The sequence below is a fragment of the Janthinobacterium sp. PSPC3-1 genome, assembly GCF_049896105.1.
Taxonomy (GTDB): domain Bacteria; phylum Pseudomonadota; class Gammaproteobacteria; order Burkholderiales; family Burkholderiaceae_D; genus Janthinobacterium.
The window spans coordinates 18,643-35,225 of sequence record NZ_JAFCTQ010000023.1 but is presented as its reverse complement, the minus strand read 5'-3'; the positions used below and the strand labels follow the sequence as shown (position 1 = coordinate 35,225).

Sequence of the window (16,583 nt, the reverse complement as noted above, 5' to 3'; positions counted from 1 at the left end):
TCCCGGATTTGCCACCATGAAGCACTTGCACGATATTCCTTCTGCCTTCAAGCATGAATTTGCCGACCCGCGCCTGTGGTGGTCGCGCGCGGTGGTGGTCGGCATGGCGGCGATTGCCGGCCTGGTGGTGGTCGGTTTTACCTGGCTGGCGGAAGAAGCGCTCGAGCTGTTTCGCTTTTTTAATGCCAAGGCCTGGTGGTTCACCCTGCTGTGGACGCCGCTGTGCGCCGCCGTGCTGGTGTGGCTGACGCGGCGCTACGCCATCGGCGCGGCCGGCTCCGGCATTCCGCAGGTGATGGCGGCGCTGGACCCGTCGGTGGGTGCCGGACAGCGTTCGCTGTATGTTTCCTTGAAACTGTCGGCCGCCAAGATCGCGCTGACGGCGGGTGGCCTGCTCGGCGGACTCTCGCTGGGCCGCGAGGGGCCATCGGTGCAGATCGCCGCAGGCGTGATGCTGGCCGCGCGCCGCTGGCTGCCGCAGCAGTCGCTGGTGTCGCCGCACTCCCTGCTGGTGGCCGGCGGCGCGGCCGGCATCGCCGCCGCCTTCAATACGCCGCTGGCCGGCGTGATGTTCGCCATCGAAGAATTGTCGCGCTCGCCGGAACAGCGCAACAGCGGCCTGATCGTCGCCGGCATCGTGCTGGCCGGCATGATGGCCGTCTCCATCCACGGCAACGCCACCCACTTCGGCGTGATCCACCCGGGTCCGATCGGCCTGGCGCTGGCCTTGCCCGGCTTGCTGGTGACGTTGGTGGCAGGCGTGGCCGGCGGCCTGTTCGCCCGGCTGCTGCTCGCTTCCACGCGCGGCAATCCATTGGGCAGATTATCGGCCTGGCGCAAGGACCGGCCGGTGCTGTTCGCCGCCGCCTGCGGCTTGCTGGTGGCGGTGATCGGCGTCGCCAGCCATGGCGCCACCTTCGGCAGCGGCACCGTGGCCACGCGCGCCATGCTTGACGGCGCCGCCGACGTGCCGGCCGCCTTTGTCGCCTTCAAATACGTGGCGACCTGGCTGACGGTGTGGTCGGGCGTACCGGCCGGCATTTTTGCCCCGTCGCTGGCGATCGGCGCCGGCATCGGCCACGATATCGCGCTGCTGCTGCACTACCCGCACGCGCCGGCCCTGATCGCGCTGGGCATGGTGGGCTTCCTGGCGGCCGCCACCCAAGCGCCGCTGACGGCATTCATTATTGTGATGGAAATGGTCGACGGCCACGGCATGGTGCTCAGCCTGATGGCCTGCGCGGTGGTCGCCAGCACCGTCTCGCGCGTGCTGAGCGAACCACTGTACGGGGCGCTGGCGCAATTGCAGCTGCAGCGCCTGCCCAGGACCGCCCAGCCTGCTGCAGCCGCGCCAGCTACATCGTAAACGCCAGCGGCTGCAGTCCCGCCTGGCGGTCGTCGGGCGCCACCACCGCCAGCAGGGCCGCCAGCCCGCTGTTCAACTGCGCCAGGCTAGCCGCATCGAGCCGGCCCAGCGCACTGGGCAGCAAGCCGCGCGCCGGCTGTGGCGCGCCCGCGATCACGGCCTGGCCGGTGTCGGTCAGGTGCAGGGTGACCACCCGTTGATCGGGCTGGTCGCGCGCCTTGCGCAGATGCGTTTTTTTCACCAGCGCATCGACCAGGTTGCTGGCCGTGGTCTGGTGGATCGACATTTTCACCGCCAGTTCGCCGATGCGCAGGCCTGGCTGGTCGTACACTTCCTGCATTACCCACAATTGCGCGCCCGACACGCCACATTGCTTTTCGATCTGCATCGAATGGCGCTGCGCCGCGCGCATCACCACGCGCAGGCTTTGCAGCGCCAGGCTGCGCGCCTTGTCCGCGTCATCCACTCCAGCCACCGCTTGCGCGGATGTATTGTCTTGCGTCACAGCCATCTCCTGATAGTGTGCCGGCCCTGATCGCCGCACGCCGACATGATACCTGTATCGGCATGGCGGCAGCCAACGGCATTGGCAGACACATCAGGAATCAGACGATCAGGATTTTTGCACCGGATAGCGGCTCAACAGCTCTTGGAAGCGCTTGTCCTTGCGCAGCGTATCCAGATCGCGGTCTTGCGCCATTTGGTCAAAATAGCTGAAGCCATCGTTGAAGCTGCGTTCGAACTCAGCCAGCGCGTCCTCCGTGCGGTTCTGCTTCAGGCGCAGTATCGCCATGTTGTAGGACACCAGTACATTTTTCTGATCGCGCAAGCGCGCCTCACCGAGCTCTTTTTCGGCCTCATCCAGCTTGCCTTGCGCCATTTTCGAAATCGCCGCTTTCAGCATTTCATTGGCTGCGGCCTTGCTGCTGGCCGCCTCGGCACCCGCCGCATCACCACTGGCCAGCTTCTGGTCGCCTTCGATACGCAAAGCCTTGGTTTTCTGGTCATCGGGCGCCAGCACAGCGCTCTTGCCCTGTTCGACCACCGTTTGCGCAGCCTCGATGAGCGCGGGGGCCGCTTCGGCAATCACTGTTGCCGCAGCGATGGGACGCGTCAGGTACCAGTAACCACCGGCACCGGCTCCCAGCACCAGCACGCCGGCGATGGCCGCTACCAGCACTTTTTTATTGCCGCCACCAGAGCCACCCGAAGTGCCAGCCTGCAATTCCAGCAGCGTTGCGCATTGCGGGCATTTCAAATCATCACCGGGCGAGCGCTCGAACACCTCTCCAGAATTGGCCTTGTCGCAATCACCGAGCGTCGGGCATTTGTATTTTGCCATTTTCTTACCTTTTATTGTTGTGGGACCGGTACGCCAGCATCACGCTGGCGCACCATGATTGATCGTTACCCGGTTCGCTTACGGCATGCGTATCAGCGTGCGCAGTGGATCGCGCAGCGAACGCAGTGCCAGGAACTGCGGATCCTGGTCATCCTGGCCGGCCGCCTCGAAACACTGGTTTGCCAGCTCGGTGTATTGCCTGAACAGCGACGTCTTCTGGTCGATATGCTGGTATTCCGCGTCGATCTTGCGCGCCACTTCCTTTTCGATGGCTTTCTGCAGGTCGATCGGATGCTCGGTTTCCAGCACATCCTGCAAGCTCTTGCCGGACAGGACCTTGGACGATGGCATGCCATCCTCCATTGCAATGAACACCCACTCGGGCAAGCCGGACTGGCGATTCGTGCGCTGTTTGATCATCTGCAGCAAGTTCGCCAGCAGCAAGGTCGGCTTGCGCATGCCGCGCGCCTGGGTTTCCGTTGCCGTACGTGCAAACAGCGGTGGCAGCTTCTTGCCATCGCCTTCGCCATGCAACAGATACGATTCGTTATGATCAGCCATCAGACCATCGTAATGACGCTTGAGATAAGTCAGCGATTCCGTGTAGCGGAGCGGCATCAGTGCGGTGACCTTCATGATCACGATCTGGTTCGGCATCTGGCCTACGCTGATGGTAGTCGCCGAGGCGGAGTCGCGCTGCGACCTGAACTCGCTTTCCAGGTCCGCCCGGAATGCTTTCTGGTGTTCGCACGCAGGCAGGAAGACCCCCACGGTTTCATACACGCCGGGACTGGCACCGCCAACCGTGCGGTCGACTTCGGTCTTGTTGAAGACCAGCGTACTGCCAGCTTCATCGTACAGACTTTGGACGAATTGCTTGAGGCCACTCTTATTGGCGTCATACTGCTTCTGCAGGCGCTCGACGATATTGACATGCAACACAGGTGGCAGGTTCTTGGCGATCTCGCCGTGCGCCAGTTCCACGATGCGCGCCGACTCCTGCGACAGCGTGGAAATGATGCTGCCCAGCGAAATATGGCGATTGAGTTTCTCGAAAGAATCGACCTCGACACCGGCCAGGTTGATCAGGGACTGGCGTACGCGCTGCGTGCGCGCGGCCTGGCTGATTTCATCGCTGATCATCGCCTTCAGAATGGCGCTGATCGCGCCCATGTCAAAGATGCGTTTCTGATACGCGGCATCGGCCGCGCCCAGGCGCGCCGCCCGTTCCTGGTTGAACTGATCGGTGGCCACCGCCAGGTTCTGGTGCAGTTCGTCAATCTTGCCGCGCAAGGTCAGCAACTGCTCTTTCACGAAAGGCAGCAAGCTCGTGGCAAAACGCATGCCTTCGAGCGCGGTGCGGGCAATGTACAGGTCCTGATGCTGGGTAGCGATATCGGCAAACAGCCCTCCTCGCTTGTCCGTCAGGTGCTTGCCCAAAAAGCCGACTTTGTTAAACTGCACCGACAGCTCCGTATTGCGCTGCTGAATGCCCTGCATGACGCTTGGCATCTTGGCAATGCGTTCCAGGAAGAGGTCCTGCTTTTCGTCCAGCGCCAGCACCAGTGCATCCGTGTAATGGCGCAACTGCAACAGGGAAGCAGTACCGGATTTCCACCGCCCGAACAATTCTTTTTCGATATGCCGGCCGATATGGCGTGCCATGTCCAGACGTGCATTGCCTTTCACTTCATAAAACTTGCGTACCCCGCCCATGGTTCGATAGGTATCATCGAATACCTTGGCCAGGCGCGTGTTGAGCGCATCGATCCAGCCGGTCTCTTCGATCACTTTGTCGGCCTTGATTTCAGGCGCCAGGCGACTGACGATCTGCTTCCAGTATTCCTGCGGCGGTTTCCAGTTGCTGTTCTTGATATCGTCGTCCAGTATGCCGGTGTCGAGCGTCAGATGCGCATCGGTCAACAGCAGGCTTTGCAGCACTTCGGGCTTGCGTACCTCGGAACCCCAGTCCTTTTCCACCGCTTCATCGGCATAGCCCTCGCCCTGGCGGAAATTGTTGAACATCAGTTGGCGGCTGGCCTGCTCGGCAAAACCGTAGGCGAGAAATTCCTTGATTTCCTGCTCCGGCACGACCACCCGCTTGATGCCGAACGACAGGAACAGCTTGGCGCGCGCCTTGCCGACGTCCTCCTCGGTCTCGAAATTGATGATGTCGTTTTCGCCCTTCTCGGCACGGTTCAGGCCTTCCCAGGCCTTGTTCAGGGTCTTCTGGTAAATGAATTCGGCCACGATGGTCGGCAGCTCGGACTCCACCTCGAACTGGATACCATGTTCGTTGACATTGTTGATCAGGTAGCAGCCATTGAAATACACATCGTGCGCCATCGGCACGCCATCGAGCAGATTGATCGGATGATACTTGCCGACCGCCATGGCGTTGAGTTCGGCCAGCGCGGCATAGCCGTTGGCATAATAGTTGGAGAACCCAGCCACATCCTTGACGCGCTTCGAATTTTTCTCGGGCAGGAAAGCGTAAATCAGGATGCGATATTTATCGTGCTCCGGCAACTGGTGTCTGATCTGTGCTACCGCATCGACGACGGAGCCACTGCCGGTGCCGCCAGCCAGGCCGCAGACGACGTGGATGGTGACGCCGGTCTTGCCCTGCGCTTGCAGGTCATGCACACGCTCCTCGATCGCCTTGACGAACTTCGGTGCATTTTGCGCGAAGACCATGCGTCCCAGCTTGCGCCGCTGCGCCGCACCGGCGATACCGGGCTTGACGAAATCGAAGATCGCACGCGGCTCGATCCAGCCTTTCATGCCGGGGAACGAACCGGGATCGTCGAGCACCGGGCGGATATTGCTGGCGGTATTGATGGCCACCTGGCCGCGATCGAGTTCGATATCCTTGCCCAGCACCTTCCACTCATCGCGCTTGTCTAGCTCGTCGCTGGAGGTGTCGATATAAAGAAAATCGAAACGCGCATCGGACACGCTGACGCCATCGGCGTCCTTGTTGCGTTCGATGGTTTTCTTGATCTGGCGAATGATCTTGCCGCCCGTACCGCCGAGACCGACGATCAGATGATTATTTGACATGGGATTCTATGGAATAGGTAATCGAAGTTATTGATGCGACAGCTGAAGCTTCAAGTACAGCCCGTCTTCCTTGCTGGTCAGGTTCTTCACGATATAGGCCGCCACATGGCCACCGGTATCGGGTTGGACATCTTCGCTGAAGACGATCGCTTTCGAAGCATAGCCCTGGCCGCTTGCCGGCACTGCGGCGCACTCGCTGTCCTGGGCAAACACGATGCTCTTGGCGCTGTAGCCGGCATCGGCCAGACGCGGCTGCGACTCATCGACGGTTTTCCATTCGGTGGCGGTAACGGCAGGCTGCGGGCAGGCAGGGCCGGAAGGATTGCTCACGCCGCCGCTGCTGGCCACCAGGTCGGGCTGCATGCCGTCGATCTTCGCCGTGGCAGCAACCTCGAGCGGCTTGGCCGACAGATACACCAGCAATTGCTCGGTGCCCGGCGGCCCTTCGAATTCAAAGGCGCCGCGCGCTGGCAAGAACACCGTGCCCATGGCGTCGATGAAATTATCCTTGCCTGGCTGCGGATAAATCTGCGTCACCTTGCCATCCGGCGCCTGGTTCAACACATAGACGTAGGACGGACGATTGACCTTGACGCCCAACTGGAATTTATCTCCGGTCGAAAATTTGCGGCTGGCCAGCACATCGCGCGTCGTACCGTCGATATTCTTGATACGGATAAAGTAACTGGTGCCGATCTGCGCCGCAGGTTTGGCTTTCGCTGCCGAGGCAACCACAGTCTTCTTGACGGCGGCTTTCTTCTTTGCCGTCTGCACCGGTTCGGCCGGTGCCGGGACCGCAGCCGGCGCCGGGACCGGGGCCGGCGTGCCCGTATTGGCCGTCGAGACGGCGCCGTCTTCGGCGAAAAACAGCGACTTGGCGCTATAGCCCTCCTGGGCCGAAACACCGCTCATCAACAGCGCGAGGGAGAGTGCAATGATGGTTCTTTGCATGATTTGCTTTCCAGGGATGGGCGGGCCGCTCCAGGCGGACCGCTGGGGTTCACAGATACAAATTGTCCTGCTTGACGGGGAAGGTGCTGTACTTGCGTGGCACCTGCTGTTTTTCGCCATCAGTAAGCACAGTGGCCTTGGCGGAGGTAAACTCGCGGGCCCGCTCGAAAGCCGGCTCGATCTCGCCTTGGCTTTGTTCCAGATAAGCAAAGAAAGCCTGCGTGAAGAACGATCCCCTGAGTTTTTGAGAAGGCGCGACCGGGCTGTCGAACACGCCGACATCATGTTTCGGCCCCAGTGCCTCCTGCCCTTCGCTGGTAGCGGTGATCACGGTATAGCCGCTGCGGCTGCGGTCGAGTTTCTGCGGCACGCCCTGGCGTTTCGCCTTGTCGCTGGCGGCCACTTCCTCGGGGCTGAAGACAATTGCCTTGGAGGTAAATTTTTCACCACTCCAGGCTGCCATCGAAATGCCTTCGCTTTCGGGTCGGCCATTGTTGGCTTTCAGAATGAAGGCGGTCGATTCATCCTTGATGTCGTTCAGCATCTCGCCGCTGTAACAGGTGTCGATGAAGACGCGCGTTTCGCGGCTGGACTTTTGTGCCAGTTGCTGTACCAGGGTGTCGGACACCGAGGTTTCCTGCAGATGCAGCAAGTAATCCGTCTTTCCACGCTTGCGGCCATCGACACTGCCTGAATCGACGGCAATAATGGACATGCGTCGCTGATCGATACCGGCCGGCGACGGAACGGGCGGCGTGCCGTGGCTCGATACATAGATGAACAGGCTGTCATTGGCGCGCAGGCTATCGCCCACTTCGGCGATCTTCGATTCGATATTGGCCTTGGTGGCTTGCTCGCCGAACAACGACGTTACCTGGTACCCGGCGCGGCGCAGGCGCTCGGCAACGACTTTCGCATCATCTTCGCCCTGAATCGGCTTCAGGCTGGCGCTGTCGCGGAAAGTATTGATGCCGACCACCAGTGCACGCTTCTGCGGCACCGTCAGCACCGCCAGCTTGCGTGCACTACGTTGCTTGAAGAAATCGTCGCTGGCCTGCCGCGCGTCGATTTCCCAGCGCTTGACCTTGATATTTTCCGGATAGATCGGCGAGGTCGATTTCAAGCCGACGATGGATTGGGCAATGATGAACGCCCGCTCGACTTGCTGTTCATCGTCGTAATTGCCAGCCAAGCGTACCCGGCCAACGCCATCGCGCACCACCGACGCTTGCGTCAATCCATGCTGCTTGAATTTGACCGCAATTTTCTGCAGCAATTCGGGCGGAATATCGTATGAATAATAAACATGCTGATAGCCCGGCAATTGATTGGCGGCACAACCGCTGAGCAACAACACCGCGAGGACCATCAGGCCGCGCCAGATCGATTTCATCATGAAAGTGACTTGAAGAGAGAAATGAACATGGCACACCGGCCACCGCGTCATTTACGGTTCCGGGCGCCACCGATAACATCGAGTTTTTTTCAGATAATTGAGACGGTTTTGGTTGCAGCCACCACCGCAGTGGTTGCGGTTTTGATCTGAATTTCGTAGCGCAGCTGCATGCCAGGCTTGAAATTCGAGCTCAATTCATAATTCACCGTGTCGGTATGCTGCGCCGGTTCAAACGTCTTGGTTTCCGACGGACTGCCGGCAGTAAATGGCATGAGTTCTTCCTTACCATCTTCGATAACGTAGACTTTCCGTACGATTTCTACCTGCATTTCAGCATCATCCGGCGTCAACACATTAAACACCGTATTCATGGGAATACTCGCGGTGCCGCTTTTGACCGACTCGGGCATGTCGATCTTGACGATGCCGGTCACGATGCCCTGGCTCGGCTTGTATTTGGCGTCTTTCTTTGCCTGCGCCAGCGTGGCGGAGCGGGTGATATTGGAAGCAGGAACCCAGCTCGGATTCTTCTTGTAGCAGATATTGGTAGCCTCGTAATAAGCTTTGACGAAACCGATGCCGCCGCCGGCGACCGCACCGAGTGCCGTGGCCTTGATTGCGTCTTTTTTCTTCATGCCGCCAAGGAAGGAGGCCCCCAAACCTGCCAGCGCACCGACTGCGGCGCCCTTGGCCGTTGCCGTCAATTGCTCCGACTGTACGCATGAATTCAGGTCGGCATATGCCGATTCCTGCGCGGACGCATTCGCCGACAGGAGTGCGAGGGCGCATACCATCGCAGCGTTGAGTTTTGACGATGAGAAAATCAGATTCATGATTGTAGATTTCATTTCAAGTAAAAAGACGGGATGGATTTTTCTTGGCCCCGGCAATACAACCGCGGCCCCGCATGAATACTGGCTTGACAGGTAACTCATCAGCGATAGCACGACATTTTTTGAAAAACAATCAAGTGACCAACCCTCGATTGCGGCGATAAATCATCACCGACAATCGGCAGAAAAAATCCCACCATTGAAGATAATCAGAACTCGTGTTTCCATGCGGAATCATTGTAGCTCAATTTCAAATCAATGGAAATATACTTAAACGCCAATTAATAATTATTGACAATAAATTATTTTTTAAGAATGAAATAAATTTTATTACCTTGATAATTCAATCGAACTTGTTACTATTGAATAGAATTCAATGAGTGAATTTAATGTAGGAAGATGATGCGGATCGCGGCGGACGGAAAACCAGGAAGTTTCCCTGTCATGGCAGAAGGCATGCGGGACGATGAAGCGCGGGAGCAAAAGAATATCCGACGACGCGGATGGCAGAACAGGCCGACACGATGATGCCCGCGCCGCAGGGCTGCGGCACGAGGAGATGGCAGGTGGCGCCGACGGTGAATGCCGACGCCAGAAAGAAAACTTAGCTGACGGCTGCTTTGACCGACGACAACTGGCTCGCGTGCAAGCGCGCATAGGCGCCGCCGCTGGCCAGCAGGGCCGCATGGCTGCCGGACTCGACCAGTTGCCCGCCCTGCATCACGACAATGCGGTCGGCGCTTTCGATCGTCGACAGCCGGTGGGCGATGACGATGGTGGTGCGGTTGCGCATCAGCACTTCGAGCGCGGCCTGCACCTGCCGTTCCGATTCCGTGTCCAGCGCGCTGGTCGCTTCGTCCAGCAGCAGGATCGGCGCGTCCTTGTACAGCGCGCGCGCGATCGCCAGGCGCTGGCGCTGGCCGCCGGAAAAGCGCGAACCGTTCTGGCCGGCCGGCGTCGCATAACCCTGCGGCATCTGCATGATGAAGTCGTGCGCATAGGCGGCGCGCGCGGCCGCCTCGATGCGCGCCTGGTCGGGCGCCGGGTCGCCATAGGCGATATTGGCCGCCACCGTGTCGTTGAACAGGATCACGTCCTGGCTGACCAGGGCAAACTGCTGGCGCAGGGCCAGCAGCTGGTAATCGCGCAGATCGACGCCGTCGAGCAGGATCTGGCCGCCGCTGACGTCATAGAAGCGCGGCAGCAGGCCCAGCAAGGTGGTCTTGCCGCCACCCGAGCCGCCCACCAGCGCCACCGTTTCACCGGCCCTGATATCGAGCGAAACATGCTTCAATGCGGTCGGCGCATCGGGGTCGTCCGTGTTGTAGCGGAAGTGTACGTTCTGCAGCGACAGATTGCCCTGCACCGCCACCGGTGCGGCCTGGCCCGGATCGGGCTCCAGCTCCGTGTCGATCAGGCCGAATACGGACTCGGCCGCGGCCAGGCCCCGCTGCAGCGGTTCATTGATCTTGGTCAGGTTCTTGATCGGCGACTGCATCGCCATCAGGGCGCCCATGAAGGCAACAAAGGCGCCCGGCGTGATGGCGCCGCTCTGCGCGCGCAGCAACGCAAAATAGATTACCGACGACAAGGTAATACCCACCAGCATCATGATGATGCCGGAGTTCATGGCCGAGGTGGCCGCATGCTTGACGGCCAGCTGGCGGTTGCGCTTGACCACGTCGGCAAAGCGCGCCTGCTCGTAATCCTGTCCGCCAAAAATTTTGACCACGCGCTGGCCGCCGATGCTCTCGTCCAGCACCGAAGTCAGCTCGCCCACCGCCTGCTGCGAACTCTTGCTCAGGTGGCGCATGCGGCGCCCGGCCAGGGTCACGATGACGGCGATGATGGGCATGGTGGCCATGCAGAACAGCGCCAGCTTGACGTCTATGCTGAACAGCAACACCAGGTAGCCGATGGTGGCCACCGAATCGCGCACCGCCACGTTGAGCACGTTCAGACCCGCCTGCGACACCTGGCTGGCGTCGAACGCCACGCGCGACTGCGTCAGGCTGGTGGTGGTGGTGTCAAAGAAACGGCTGGGCAGGCGCATGATGGTGGCGAACATCTGCTCGCGCAAATCGGCCTGCACCCGGCTCGACAGCCAGACGGAACCGTAGTCGCCGGCAAAGCTCGACACCATGCGCATCACCGCCAGGCCCAGGATGGTGGCCGGGATCACCCACAGGTCGACCTGCCCCGCCTGCGCCGGCAGGAAACGGTCGACCCAGCCCTGCAGCAGGCCCATGATGCCGGTGGTGGCCGGCGCCACGTGCTCGCTGGCCGTGGCGCGCATGGCGTCGACCACATTCTGCAACTGGCGTATCAGCAGCACATCGGTGGCCGAGGCCACACCCACGGCCAGCAGGGTGAAGGCGACGATCGCGCCATAACGGCGAAATTGGCTGGCCAGGCGGAAAAACAGTTGGCGGCTTTGCTGCATGTGGATGGGGAAATAAAAGGGAAAGCGTGATTCTAACGCGTGCGGGAGCTTGCCACGGAGAATGCAGCGCCTATCTGCGGCGGTAATTGCTGTTGCAGACAAGAACCCGGGCCTGTGGCGGCCCGGGTCCGGATGAAACGATGGTGCCTGCTTACAGGCTGCCGAACCCTGCGGCCGTGGCCACCACCAGCGCGGTCAGCGCCAGCACGGTCAGGATTTTCTTGGTTGGTGTGTGCATGTTGTACTCCTTGGGGGGGTGAATGAAGACAAACACAGGTAAATCAAACGCGGTGCTCGGGCGCCGTCTGTTGTATTCATTCATTGTACATTTCGTATTGCAAATTGCACGTCCGGTTACGTTTCGTTGTAATCACGCACAAATCACTTTCCGTGAAGCATAATTGCGCCATGTTCAAACTGACTTTTCTCGGCACCTCGTCCGGCGTGCCCACCCGCTACCGCAACGTCACTTCGCTGGCCGTGCAAACCACCCTGGGACGCGACTGGTGGATGGTCGATTGCGGCGAAGCCACCCAGCACCGTTTGCAACGCCTTCCTTTGTCGGTGCATGACCTGGCCGGCATCTGCATCACCCATGTGCATGGCGACCACAGCTATGGCTTGCCGGGCCTGCTGGCCAGCGCCTCGATGACGGGGCGCAAGCGGCCCCTGCTCATTATCGCGCCACCGGCCATCCGCGCCTGGCTGGACGCCACCTTGCTGCATACGGAACTGTTCCTGACCTATCCGCTGATCCATATCGACGTCAACAGCGCGCACGTCGTCCACCAGGAAGCGGGGCTGACGATTACCCAGCACCCGCTGTCGCACCGCGCGGCCAGCGTGGGTTTTCGTTTTGCGCTGGAAACGCATAAATGGAAACTCGACAAGGCGGCGCTGCTGGCCCAGGGCGTGCCGTCCGGCCCCGTCTGGGGGCAGTTGCAAACAGGCCAGGATGTGCTGCTCGACGACGGCCGGCAGCTGCGCAGCGCCGACTTCCGTATCACGAAAACAGACCGGGCCGCCATCGTGGTGGGCGGCGACAACGACACGCCAGCCCTGCTGCAGGAGGCTTGCCAGGGTGCGCAACTGCTGGTGCATGAGGCCACCTACACGGAAGCGATGCTGCAAAAGGCGGGGCCGGGGCCGACCCATAGTTCGGTGCAGCGGGTGGCCCGATTTGCCGCCAGCTGCGGCATGCCGAATTTGATCTTGACGCACTTCAGCGCGCGCTACCACCATCGCGACGGCATGGCCGAGCTGGAAGCGGAAGCGCGCCTGGACTATGCGGGCACCTTGTTTTTGGCGAATGATTTCGACAGCTATGCGCTCGATGCTACTGGCGTGCTGAGCAAGGTCGACGCGCGCAAGCCAGACTGATCAATGATCAGTAGGGATCGCTGCCATACAGGCCGGCATATTCGGCCGCCAGCGCCCTGGCTTCTTCCAGCTGCGCCGGGGTGAGGATTTCCAGCAACTGGTCGCGGTTCTTGATCGCCTGCTCGTCGCCCGCTGCGGCCGGCATGGCGATCCAGGCATAGGCTTCCACGTAATCGAGTTCCACGCCCTGGCCTTGCGCATACAGCAAGCCATACTCATTCTGCGCCGACAAGGAACCGGCCTGGGCCGCCGTCTTGTACCAGTAGGCGGCCTGCTCGAAATCCTGGGCGATATCGACGCCGCGCCGATACGCCTGGGCCAGGTTGAATTGCGACTGCCCATCGCCGGCCTCGGCCGCCTGGCGTCCAAACACCAGCGCCTGCTGCACGTCTTGCTGCACGCCATCGCCACTGGCATACATCAGCGCCAGGTTGGCCAGCGATGGCGGATAGCCGGCCTCGCCCGCTTCCGTAAACAGCGCCACCGCCTTGGCCAGATCCTGCGTCACGCCCTGGCCCTGGTAGTACAGGCTGGCCAGGAAATGCTTGCCGGCCGCATCGCCGGTGCTGGCCGACGCATGAAACTGCTTGTACGCCTCGGCGTAGTTGTCGTCGTTATAGGCGTCGATACCGGCTTCGTTGAGGGATTCTGCGGATAGGGTCATGCAAGCTCCTTGTCTGGTGGCGTTTGATGGATGGCGACCATTCTAAGACGCAGGCGCAAGGCTTGAGTGTTCAGTTGAAGACGGGTACAGTTGCGCGCATAACAAGCAAGAGACCCCATGACGACACCGACACCATTCCCCACCCTGGTCTTTCAAGCGGCCCTGGCGCAAGACGCCGCCGCCTTTATCACCGTGCGCGGCCAGACCCGGCAAAACGCCGTGTCAGCCGAACGCCTGGCCGAGTTCGGCATTACGGCAGAGTCCTGGGCCGAGCTGATGCGTTCCGGCAAGCTGCCTGGCCATGCCTGCCACGCGAATGGCGTGCTGGCCGGCTATTGTTTTGGTGATCTGGACACGGGCGAAATCATCGTGCTGGCCTTGCTGCCGGAAGTGGAAGGCATGGGTGCCGGCAAGACCTTGCTGGAACTGGTCATGGCCGACTTGCGCGCGCATGGACATCAGCGGCTGTTTCTCGGCTGCTCCAGCGATCCCGCTTCACGCTCGTACGGCTTTTACCGCCACCTGGGCTGGACCTCGACCGGCGAGACGGATGCGCATGGCGATGAAGTACTGGAATTTTTCTTCAAGCCGTAATCAGCCGGATCGCTGCGCATCCCACACCCGCATCAGCTGGCTGATGGCCGCGTCAAACACCCCATGGCCGACGCCATCGCGCGCCATGATGGAGACGCCCGACAAAAAACCGTCGAAGACGGCGCCCAGTGCGCTGGCGTCGGTATCGGCAGGCAACTGCCCTTGCGCCACGCCACGCTCGACGCAGCGCACGAAGCCGGCGCGGGTGCGCGCGCGCGAGGCGGTCAATGGCGCGGCCACGGACGCATGTTCCGCCGTCGGCGCGCTCATGCAGCCCAGCGCCACCATGCAGCCGGGCGGATGCCCCGCGTCGGACTGCGTCCGCGCCGACTGGCGCAGGGCCAACTCGACCGCGTCGCGCGGCGCCAGGGCATCATCCCACAGGCAGTGCGTCACGCGCGCATACGTGTCCAGGTAGCATTGCGATGCTTCGCGGAACAGCGCTTCCTTGGAGCCGAAAGCCGCATAAAAGCTGGGCGCTGAAATGCCGCCGCCGAGGGCCGCCTTGAGCTGGCTCAAGGAAGTCGATTCATACCCCTGCTGCCAGAATAAAAACATGGCTTGCTCGACCGCTGCCTGCCGGTCAAACGTGCGCGGCCTTCCCATTTGTGCCATCTGATCCTCCTGATTTCAACTACATAAATACTACTCGATACAGAAGTCGTTGACAACGCAAGCTGCATTCGCCTATATTTATACCGATCGATATATATGTATCGCCATCGGCGTGTTTGCACCGCTGCGCCCAACCTGATCAAGGATCCACATGAACTCCCCTGCCGTAACTGCCGCCGCCAGCCCCGTGCTGGACGACCGCCTGCCCGTCTCCGGCCTGCTGGCCCTGGCCATGACGGGCTTTATCTGCATCGTCACCGAAACCTTGCCCGCCGGCTTGTTGCCGCAGATCAGCGCCGGCCTCGCCATCAGCCAGGCCATGGCCGGGCAAATGGTCACCGCCTATGCCCTGGGTTCCCTGCTGGCGGCGATTCCACTGACCATCGCCACGCGCGGCTGGCGGCGCCGCAAGGTACTGCTGCTGACCATAATCGGCTTTCTTGTCTTCAATTCGGTCACGGCCCTGTCTTCCCATTATGGGCTGACCCTGGTGGCGCGTTTCCTGGCCGGCGTCGCGGCAGGCCTGGCGTGGAGCTTGCTGGCCGGCTATGCGCGGCGCATGGTGGCGGAACGGCAGCAGGGCCGCGCGCTGGCATTGGCCATGGTCGGCACGCCGGTCGCCCTGTCGCTGGGGGTACCGCTGGGCACCCTGCTCGGCTCGACGGTCGGCTGGCGCATGGCGTTCTGGATTATTTCCGCACTGACCTTGGTGCTGATCGCCTGGGTGCTGGCGAAAGTGCCCGACTATCCGGGCCAGTCGGCGCATGAACGCATGCCGCTGCGCCGGGTCTTCACCACGCCGGGCGTGCGCCCTGTACTGGCCGTGGTGATCACCTGGATGCTGGCGCACAATATTCTCTACACCTATATCGCCCCGTTTGTTGCGCCAGCGGGCCTGGCTGCCAGGGTCGACCTGGTGCTGCTGGTGTTTGGCGCGGCGGCGATTGCCGGCATCTGGATCACGGGCAAGCTGGTCGAGCGCCATTTGCGTGCCACCGTGCTGGCCAGCCTGGCCGCGTTCGCTGTCACGGCTGTACTGCTGGGCCTGGGGTCGCAGTTGCCCGCCGTTATCTACCTCGGCATGGCCGTCTGGGGCCTGAGCTTTGGCGGCGCGGCCACCCTGCTGCAAACGGCCCTGGCTGACACGGCCGGCAGCGGCGCCGACGTGGCGCTATCGATGAATGTGGTGGCCTGGAATGGCGCGATTGCGGCTGCCGGCGTGGTTGGCGGCACCTTGCTGGAAACCTGGGGCGCCGGCGCCTTTCCCTGGGCCATGGTCATTTTGCTGATACTGGCCATGGCGATCACCTGGTCGGCGCGCACGCACGGCTTCAGGCCGGGTCGCCGCAATGGCAGCAGCCCGGTGGCGGGGCATTGACCAACGTCCAATCAGGATAGTGCGGGCACCTTGACCACACGCGGCACATGGCCCGTATGCGCAAGAAAAGCCACTAAAGTGGCATGCGGTATCGCCACCGTGGCCGTATTACGCAAGGGATGAGCCTGCACTTGCGGCGCATCCCATACGGCCTGGTCCAGCACCAGCTCCACCGCATGCCCGGTGTCCTGCATCAGGGCCAGCACGCTGACGGAACCCGGCGTCACACCCAAGTACCGCAGCAATCGATCAGGTGAAGCAAAACCGAGCCTGCTTGTCTGCAGCAACAGTCCCAGCGCCAGCAGGTCGATGCGTTTATCGCAGGGCACGATCACCAGCACATGCCGCTTGCCTTTGGCATCACGCACAAAGATGTTCTTGCACATCAGGCCTGGCAAAGCCGGCGCGCACGACAGCGCTTCATCGATGGTGTGCACCGCAGGGTGTTCGGCAAAGTGGTAATCGTGGCCGGCTGAGTCCAGCCAGTGCAATAGCGTGGTTTGCATGGGTAGCGAAAGAAAGTTCAGGCGATGTATTGTAACGGCCGCCCGGAACTTC

15 protein-coding genes are annotated in these 16,583 nt (G+C 61.2%); 4 read left to right on the top strand and 11 right to left on the bottom strand.

Annotated features, from left to right (window positions below):
• Positions 1-16 precede the first annotated feature (16 nt).
• Positions 17-1,366 (top strand): chloride channel protein, encoded by a 1,350-nt coding sequence (locus tag ACP7B7_RS21220; protein WP_308922311.1) that lies wholly within the window; start codon positions 17-19, stop codon positions 1,364-1,366.
• Here ACP7B7_RS21220 and ACP7B7_RS21215 read toward each other — a convergent pair.
• From ACP7B7_RS21215 to ACP7B7_RS21180, 8 genes are all read right to left on the bottom strand, one after another.
• Complete coding sequence (locus ACP7B7_RS21215) at positions 1,356-1,871, bottom strand: MarR family winged helix-turn-helix transcriptional regulator (protein ID WP_426077984.1); 516 nt, start codon at positions 1,869-1,871, stop codon at positions 1,356-1,358. The genes ACP7B7_RS21220 and ACP7B7_RS21215 overlap by 11 nt on opposite strands.
• A 108-nt stretch (positions 1,872-1,979) precedes the next feature.
• Positions 1,980-2,708: a tetratricopeptide repeat protein gene (locus ACP7B7_RS21210; protein ID WP_308922313.1), complete on the bottom strand. Its 729-nt coding sequence runs from the start codon at positions 2,706-2,708 to the stop codon at positions 1,980-1,982.
• Positions 2,709-2,786: 78 nt separating this feature from the next.
• Positions 2,787-5,771 carry a tubulin-like doman-containing protein gene (locus ACP7B7_RS21205; RefSeq protein ID WP_426077983.1) on the bottom strand — a complete coding sequence of 995 codons (2,985 nt, stop codon included), beginning with the start codon at positions 5,769-5,771 and terminating at the stop codon, positions 2,787-2,789.
• A 27-nt stretch (positions 5,772-5,798) separates the two neighbouring features.
• The gene (locus tag ACP7B7_RS21200; protein ID WP_308922315.1) at positions 5,799-6,722 is read right to left on the bottom strand and encodes a DUF4384 domain-containing protein; all 924 of its coding nucleotides are present in this window, start codon (positions 6,720-6,722) and stop codon (positions 5,799-5,801) included.
• A gap of 49 nt (positions 6,723-6,771) precedes the next feature.
• Positions 6,772-8,118, bottom strand: a complete 1,347-nt coding sequence (locus ACP7B7_RS21195; protein ID WP_308922316.1) for a caspase family protein — start codon at positions 8,116-8,118, stop codon at positions 6,772-6,774.
• An 89-nt stretch (positions 8,119-8,207) separates the two neighbouring features.
• The gene (locus ACP7B7_RS21190; protein WP_308922317.1) at positions 8,208-8,951 is read right to left on the bottom strand and encodes a hypothetical protein; all 744 of its coding nucleotides are present in this window, start codon (positions 8,949-8,951) and stop codon (positions 8,208-8,210) included.
• Between the two features lie 604 nt (positions 8,952-9,555).
• Positions 9,556-11,394 carry a lipid A export permease/ATP-binding protein MsbA gene (gene msbA / locus ACP7B7_RS21185; protein WP_308922318.1) on the bottom strand — a complete coding sequence of 613 codons (1,839 nt, stop codon included), beginning with the start codon at positions 11,392-11,394 and terminating at the stop codon, positions 9,556-9,558.
• A 151-nt stretch (positions 11,395-11,545) separates the two neighbouring features.
• Positions 11,546-11,716: a hypothetical protein gene (locus tag ACP7B7_RS21180; RefSeq protein ID WP_308922319.1), complete on the bottom strand. Its 171-nt coding sequence runs from the start codon at positions 11,714-11,716 to the stop codon at positions 11,546-11,548.
• An 86-nt stretch (positions 11,717-11,802) separates the two neighbouring features.
• Between ACP7B7_RS21180 and ACP7B7_RS21175 the strand changes: the two genes are divergently transcribed.
• Entirely contained in the window at positions 11,803-12,774 is a 972-nt protein-coding gene (locus tag ACP7B7_RS21175) for a ribonuclease Z (RefSeq protein WP_426077982.1), read from the top strand.
• Positions 12,775-12,781: 7 nt separating this feature from the next.
• Here the strand turns inward: ACP7B7_RS21175 and ACP7B7_RS21170 are convergent, their stop codons facing one another.
• Positions 12,782-13,438 (bottom strand): tetratricopeptide repeat protein, encoded by a 657-nt coding sequence (locus tag ACP7B7_RS21170; RefSeq protein ID WP_426077981.1) that lies wholly within the window; start codon positions 13,436-13,438, stop codon positions 12,782-12,784.
• 117 nt (positions 13,439-13,555) lie between these two features.
• Between ACP7B7_RS21170 and ACP7B7_RS21165 the strand changes: the two genes are divergently transcribed.
• Entirely contained in the window at positions 13,556-14,032 is a 477-nt protein-coding gene (locus ACP7B7_RS21165; RefSeq protein WP_426077980.1) for a GNAT family N-acetyltransferase, read from the top strand.
• Here ACP7B7_RS21165 and ACP7B7_RS21160 read toward each other — a convergent pair whose 3' ends face one another.
• A complete protein-coding gene (locus ACP7B7_RS21160) occupies positions 14,033-14,647 on the bottom strand; it encodes a TetR/AcrR family transcriptional regulator (protein ID WP_426077979.1) in 615 nt (204 codons plus the stop codon).
• A 151-nt stretch (positions 14,648-14,798) separates the two neighbouring features.
• On the opposite strand from ACP7B7_RS21160, the gene ACP7B7_RS21155 reads away from it, so the two are divergent.
• Entirely contained in the window at positions 14,799-16,025 is a 1,227-nt protein-coding gene (locus tag ACP7B7_RS21155; protein ID WP_426077978.1) for an MFS transporter, read from the top strand.
• Positions 16,026-16,036: 11 nt separating this feature from the next.
• On the opposite strand, the gene ACP7B7_RS21150 is transcribed toward ACP7B7_RS21155, so the two are convergent.
• Complete coding sequence (locus ACP7B7_RS21150) at positions 16,037-16,531, bottom strand: prolyl-tRNA synthetase associated domain-containing protein (RefSeq protein ID WP_426077977.1); 495 nt, start codon at positions 16,529-16,531, stop codon at positions 16,037-16,039.
• Positions 16,532-16,583 lie beyond the last annotated feature (52 nt).

Bases quoted from the DNA above. Each gene is read 5' to 3' on its own strand.
- ACP7B7_RS21220 (WP_308922311.1), top strand. From the start codon at position 17: ATGAAGCACTTGCACGATATTCCTTCTGCCTTCAAGCATGAATTTGCC.
- ACP7B7_RS21210 (WP_308922313.1), bottom strand. From the start codon at position 2,708: ATGGCAAAATACAAATGCCCGACGCTCGGTGATTGCGACAAGGCCAAT.
- ACP7B7_RS21205 (WP_426077983.1), bottom strand. From the start codon at position 5,771: ATGTCAAATAATCATCTGATCGTCGGTCTCGGCGGTACGGGCGGCAAG.
- ACP7B7_RS21200 (WP_308922315.1), bottom strand. From the start codon at position 6,722: ATGCAAAGAACCATCATTGCACTCTCCCTCGCGCTGTTGATGAGCGGT.
- ACP7B7_RS21195 (WP_308922316.1), bottom strand. From the start codon at position 8,118: ATGATGAAATCGATCTGGCGCGGCCTGATGGTCCTCGCGGTGTTGTTG.
- ACP7B7_RS21190 (WP_308922317.1), bottom strand. From the start codon at position 8,951: ATGAATCTGATTTTCTCATCGTCAAAACTCAACGCTGCGATGGTATGC.
- msbA (WP_308922318.1), bottom strand. From the start codon at position 11,394: ATGCAGCAAAGCCGCCAACTGTTTTTCCGCCTGGCCAGCCAATTTCGC.
- ACP7B7_RS21180 (WP_308922319.1), bottom strand. From the start codon at position 11,716: ATGAATGAATACAACAGACGGCGCCCGAGCACCGCGTTTGATTTACCT.
- ACP7B7_RS21175 (WP_426077982.1), top strand. From the start codon at position 11,803: ATGTTCAAACTGACTTTTCTCGGCACCTCGTCCGGCGTGCCCACCCGC.
- ACP7B7_RS21170 (WP_426077981.1), bottom strand. From the start codon at position 13,438: ATGACCCTATCCGCAGAATCCCTCAACGAAGCCGGTATCGACGCCTAT.
- ACP7B7_RS21165 (WP_426077980.1), top strand. From the start codon at position 13,556: ATGACGACACCGACACCATTCCCCACCCTGGTCTTTCAAGCGGCCCTG.
- ACP7B7_RS21160 (WP_426077979.1), bottom strand. From the start codon at position 14,647: ATGGCACAAATGGGAAGGCCGCGCACGTTTGACCGGCAGGCAGCGGTC.
- ACP7B7_RS21155 (WP_426077978.1), top strand. From the start codon at position 14,799: ATGAACTCCCCTGCCGTAACTGCCGCCGCCAGCCCCGTGCTGGACGAC.
- ACP7B7_RS21150 (WP_426077977.1), bottom strand. From the start codon at position 16,531: ATGCAAACCACGCTATTGCACTGGCTGGACTCAGCCGGCCACGATTAC.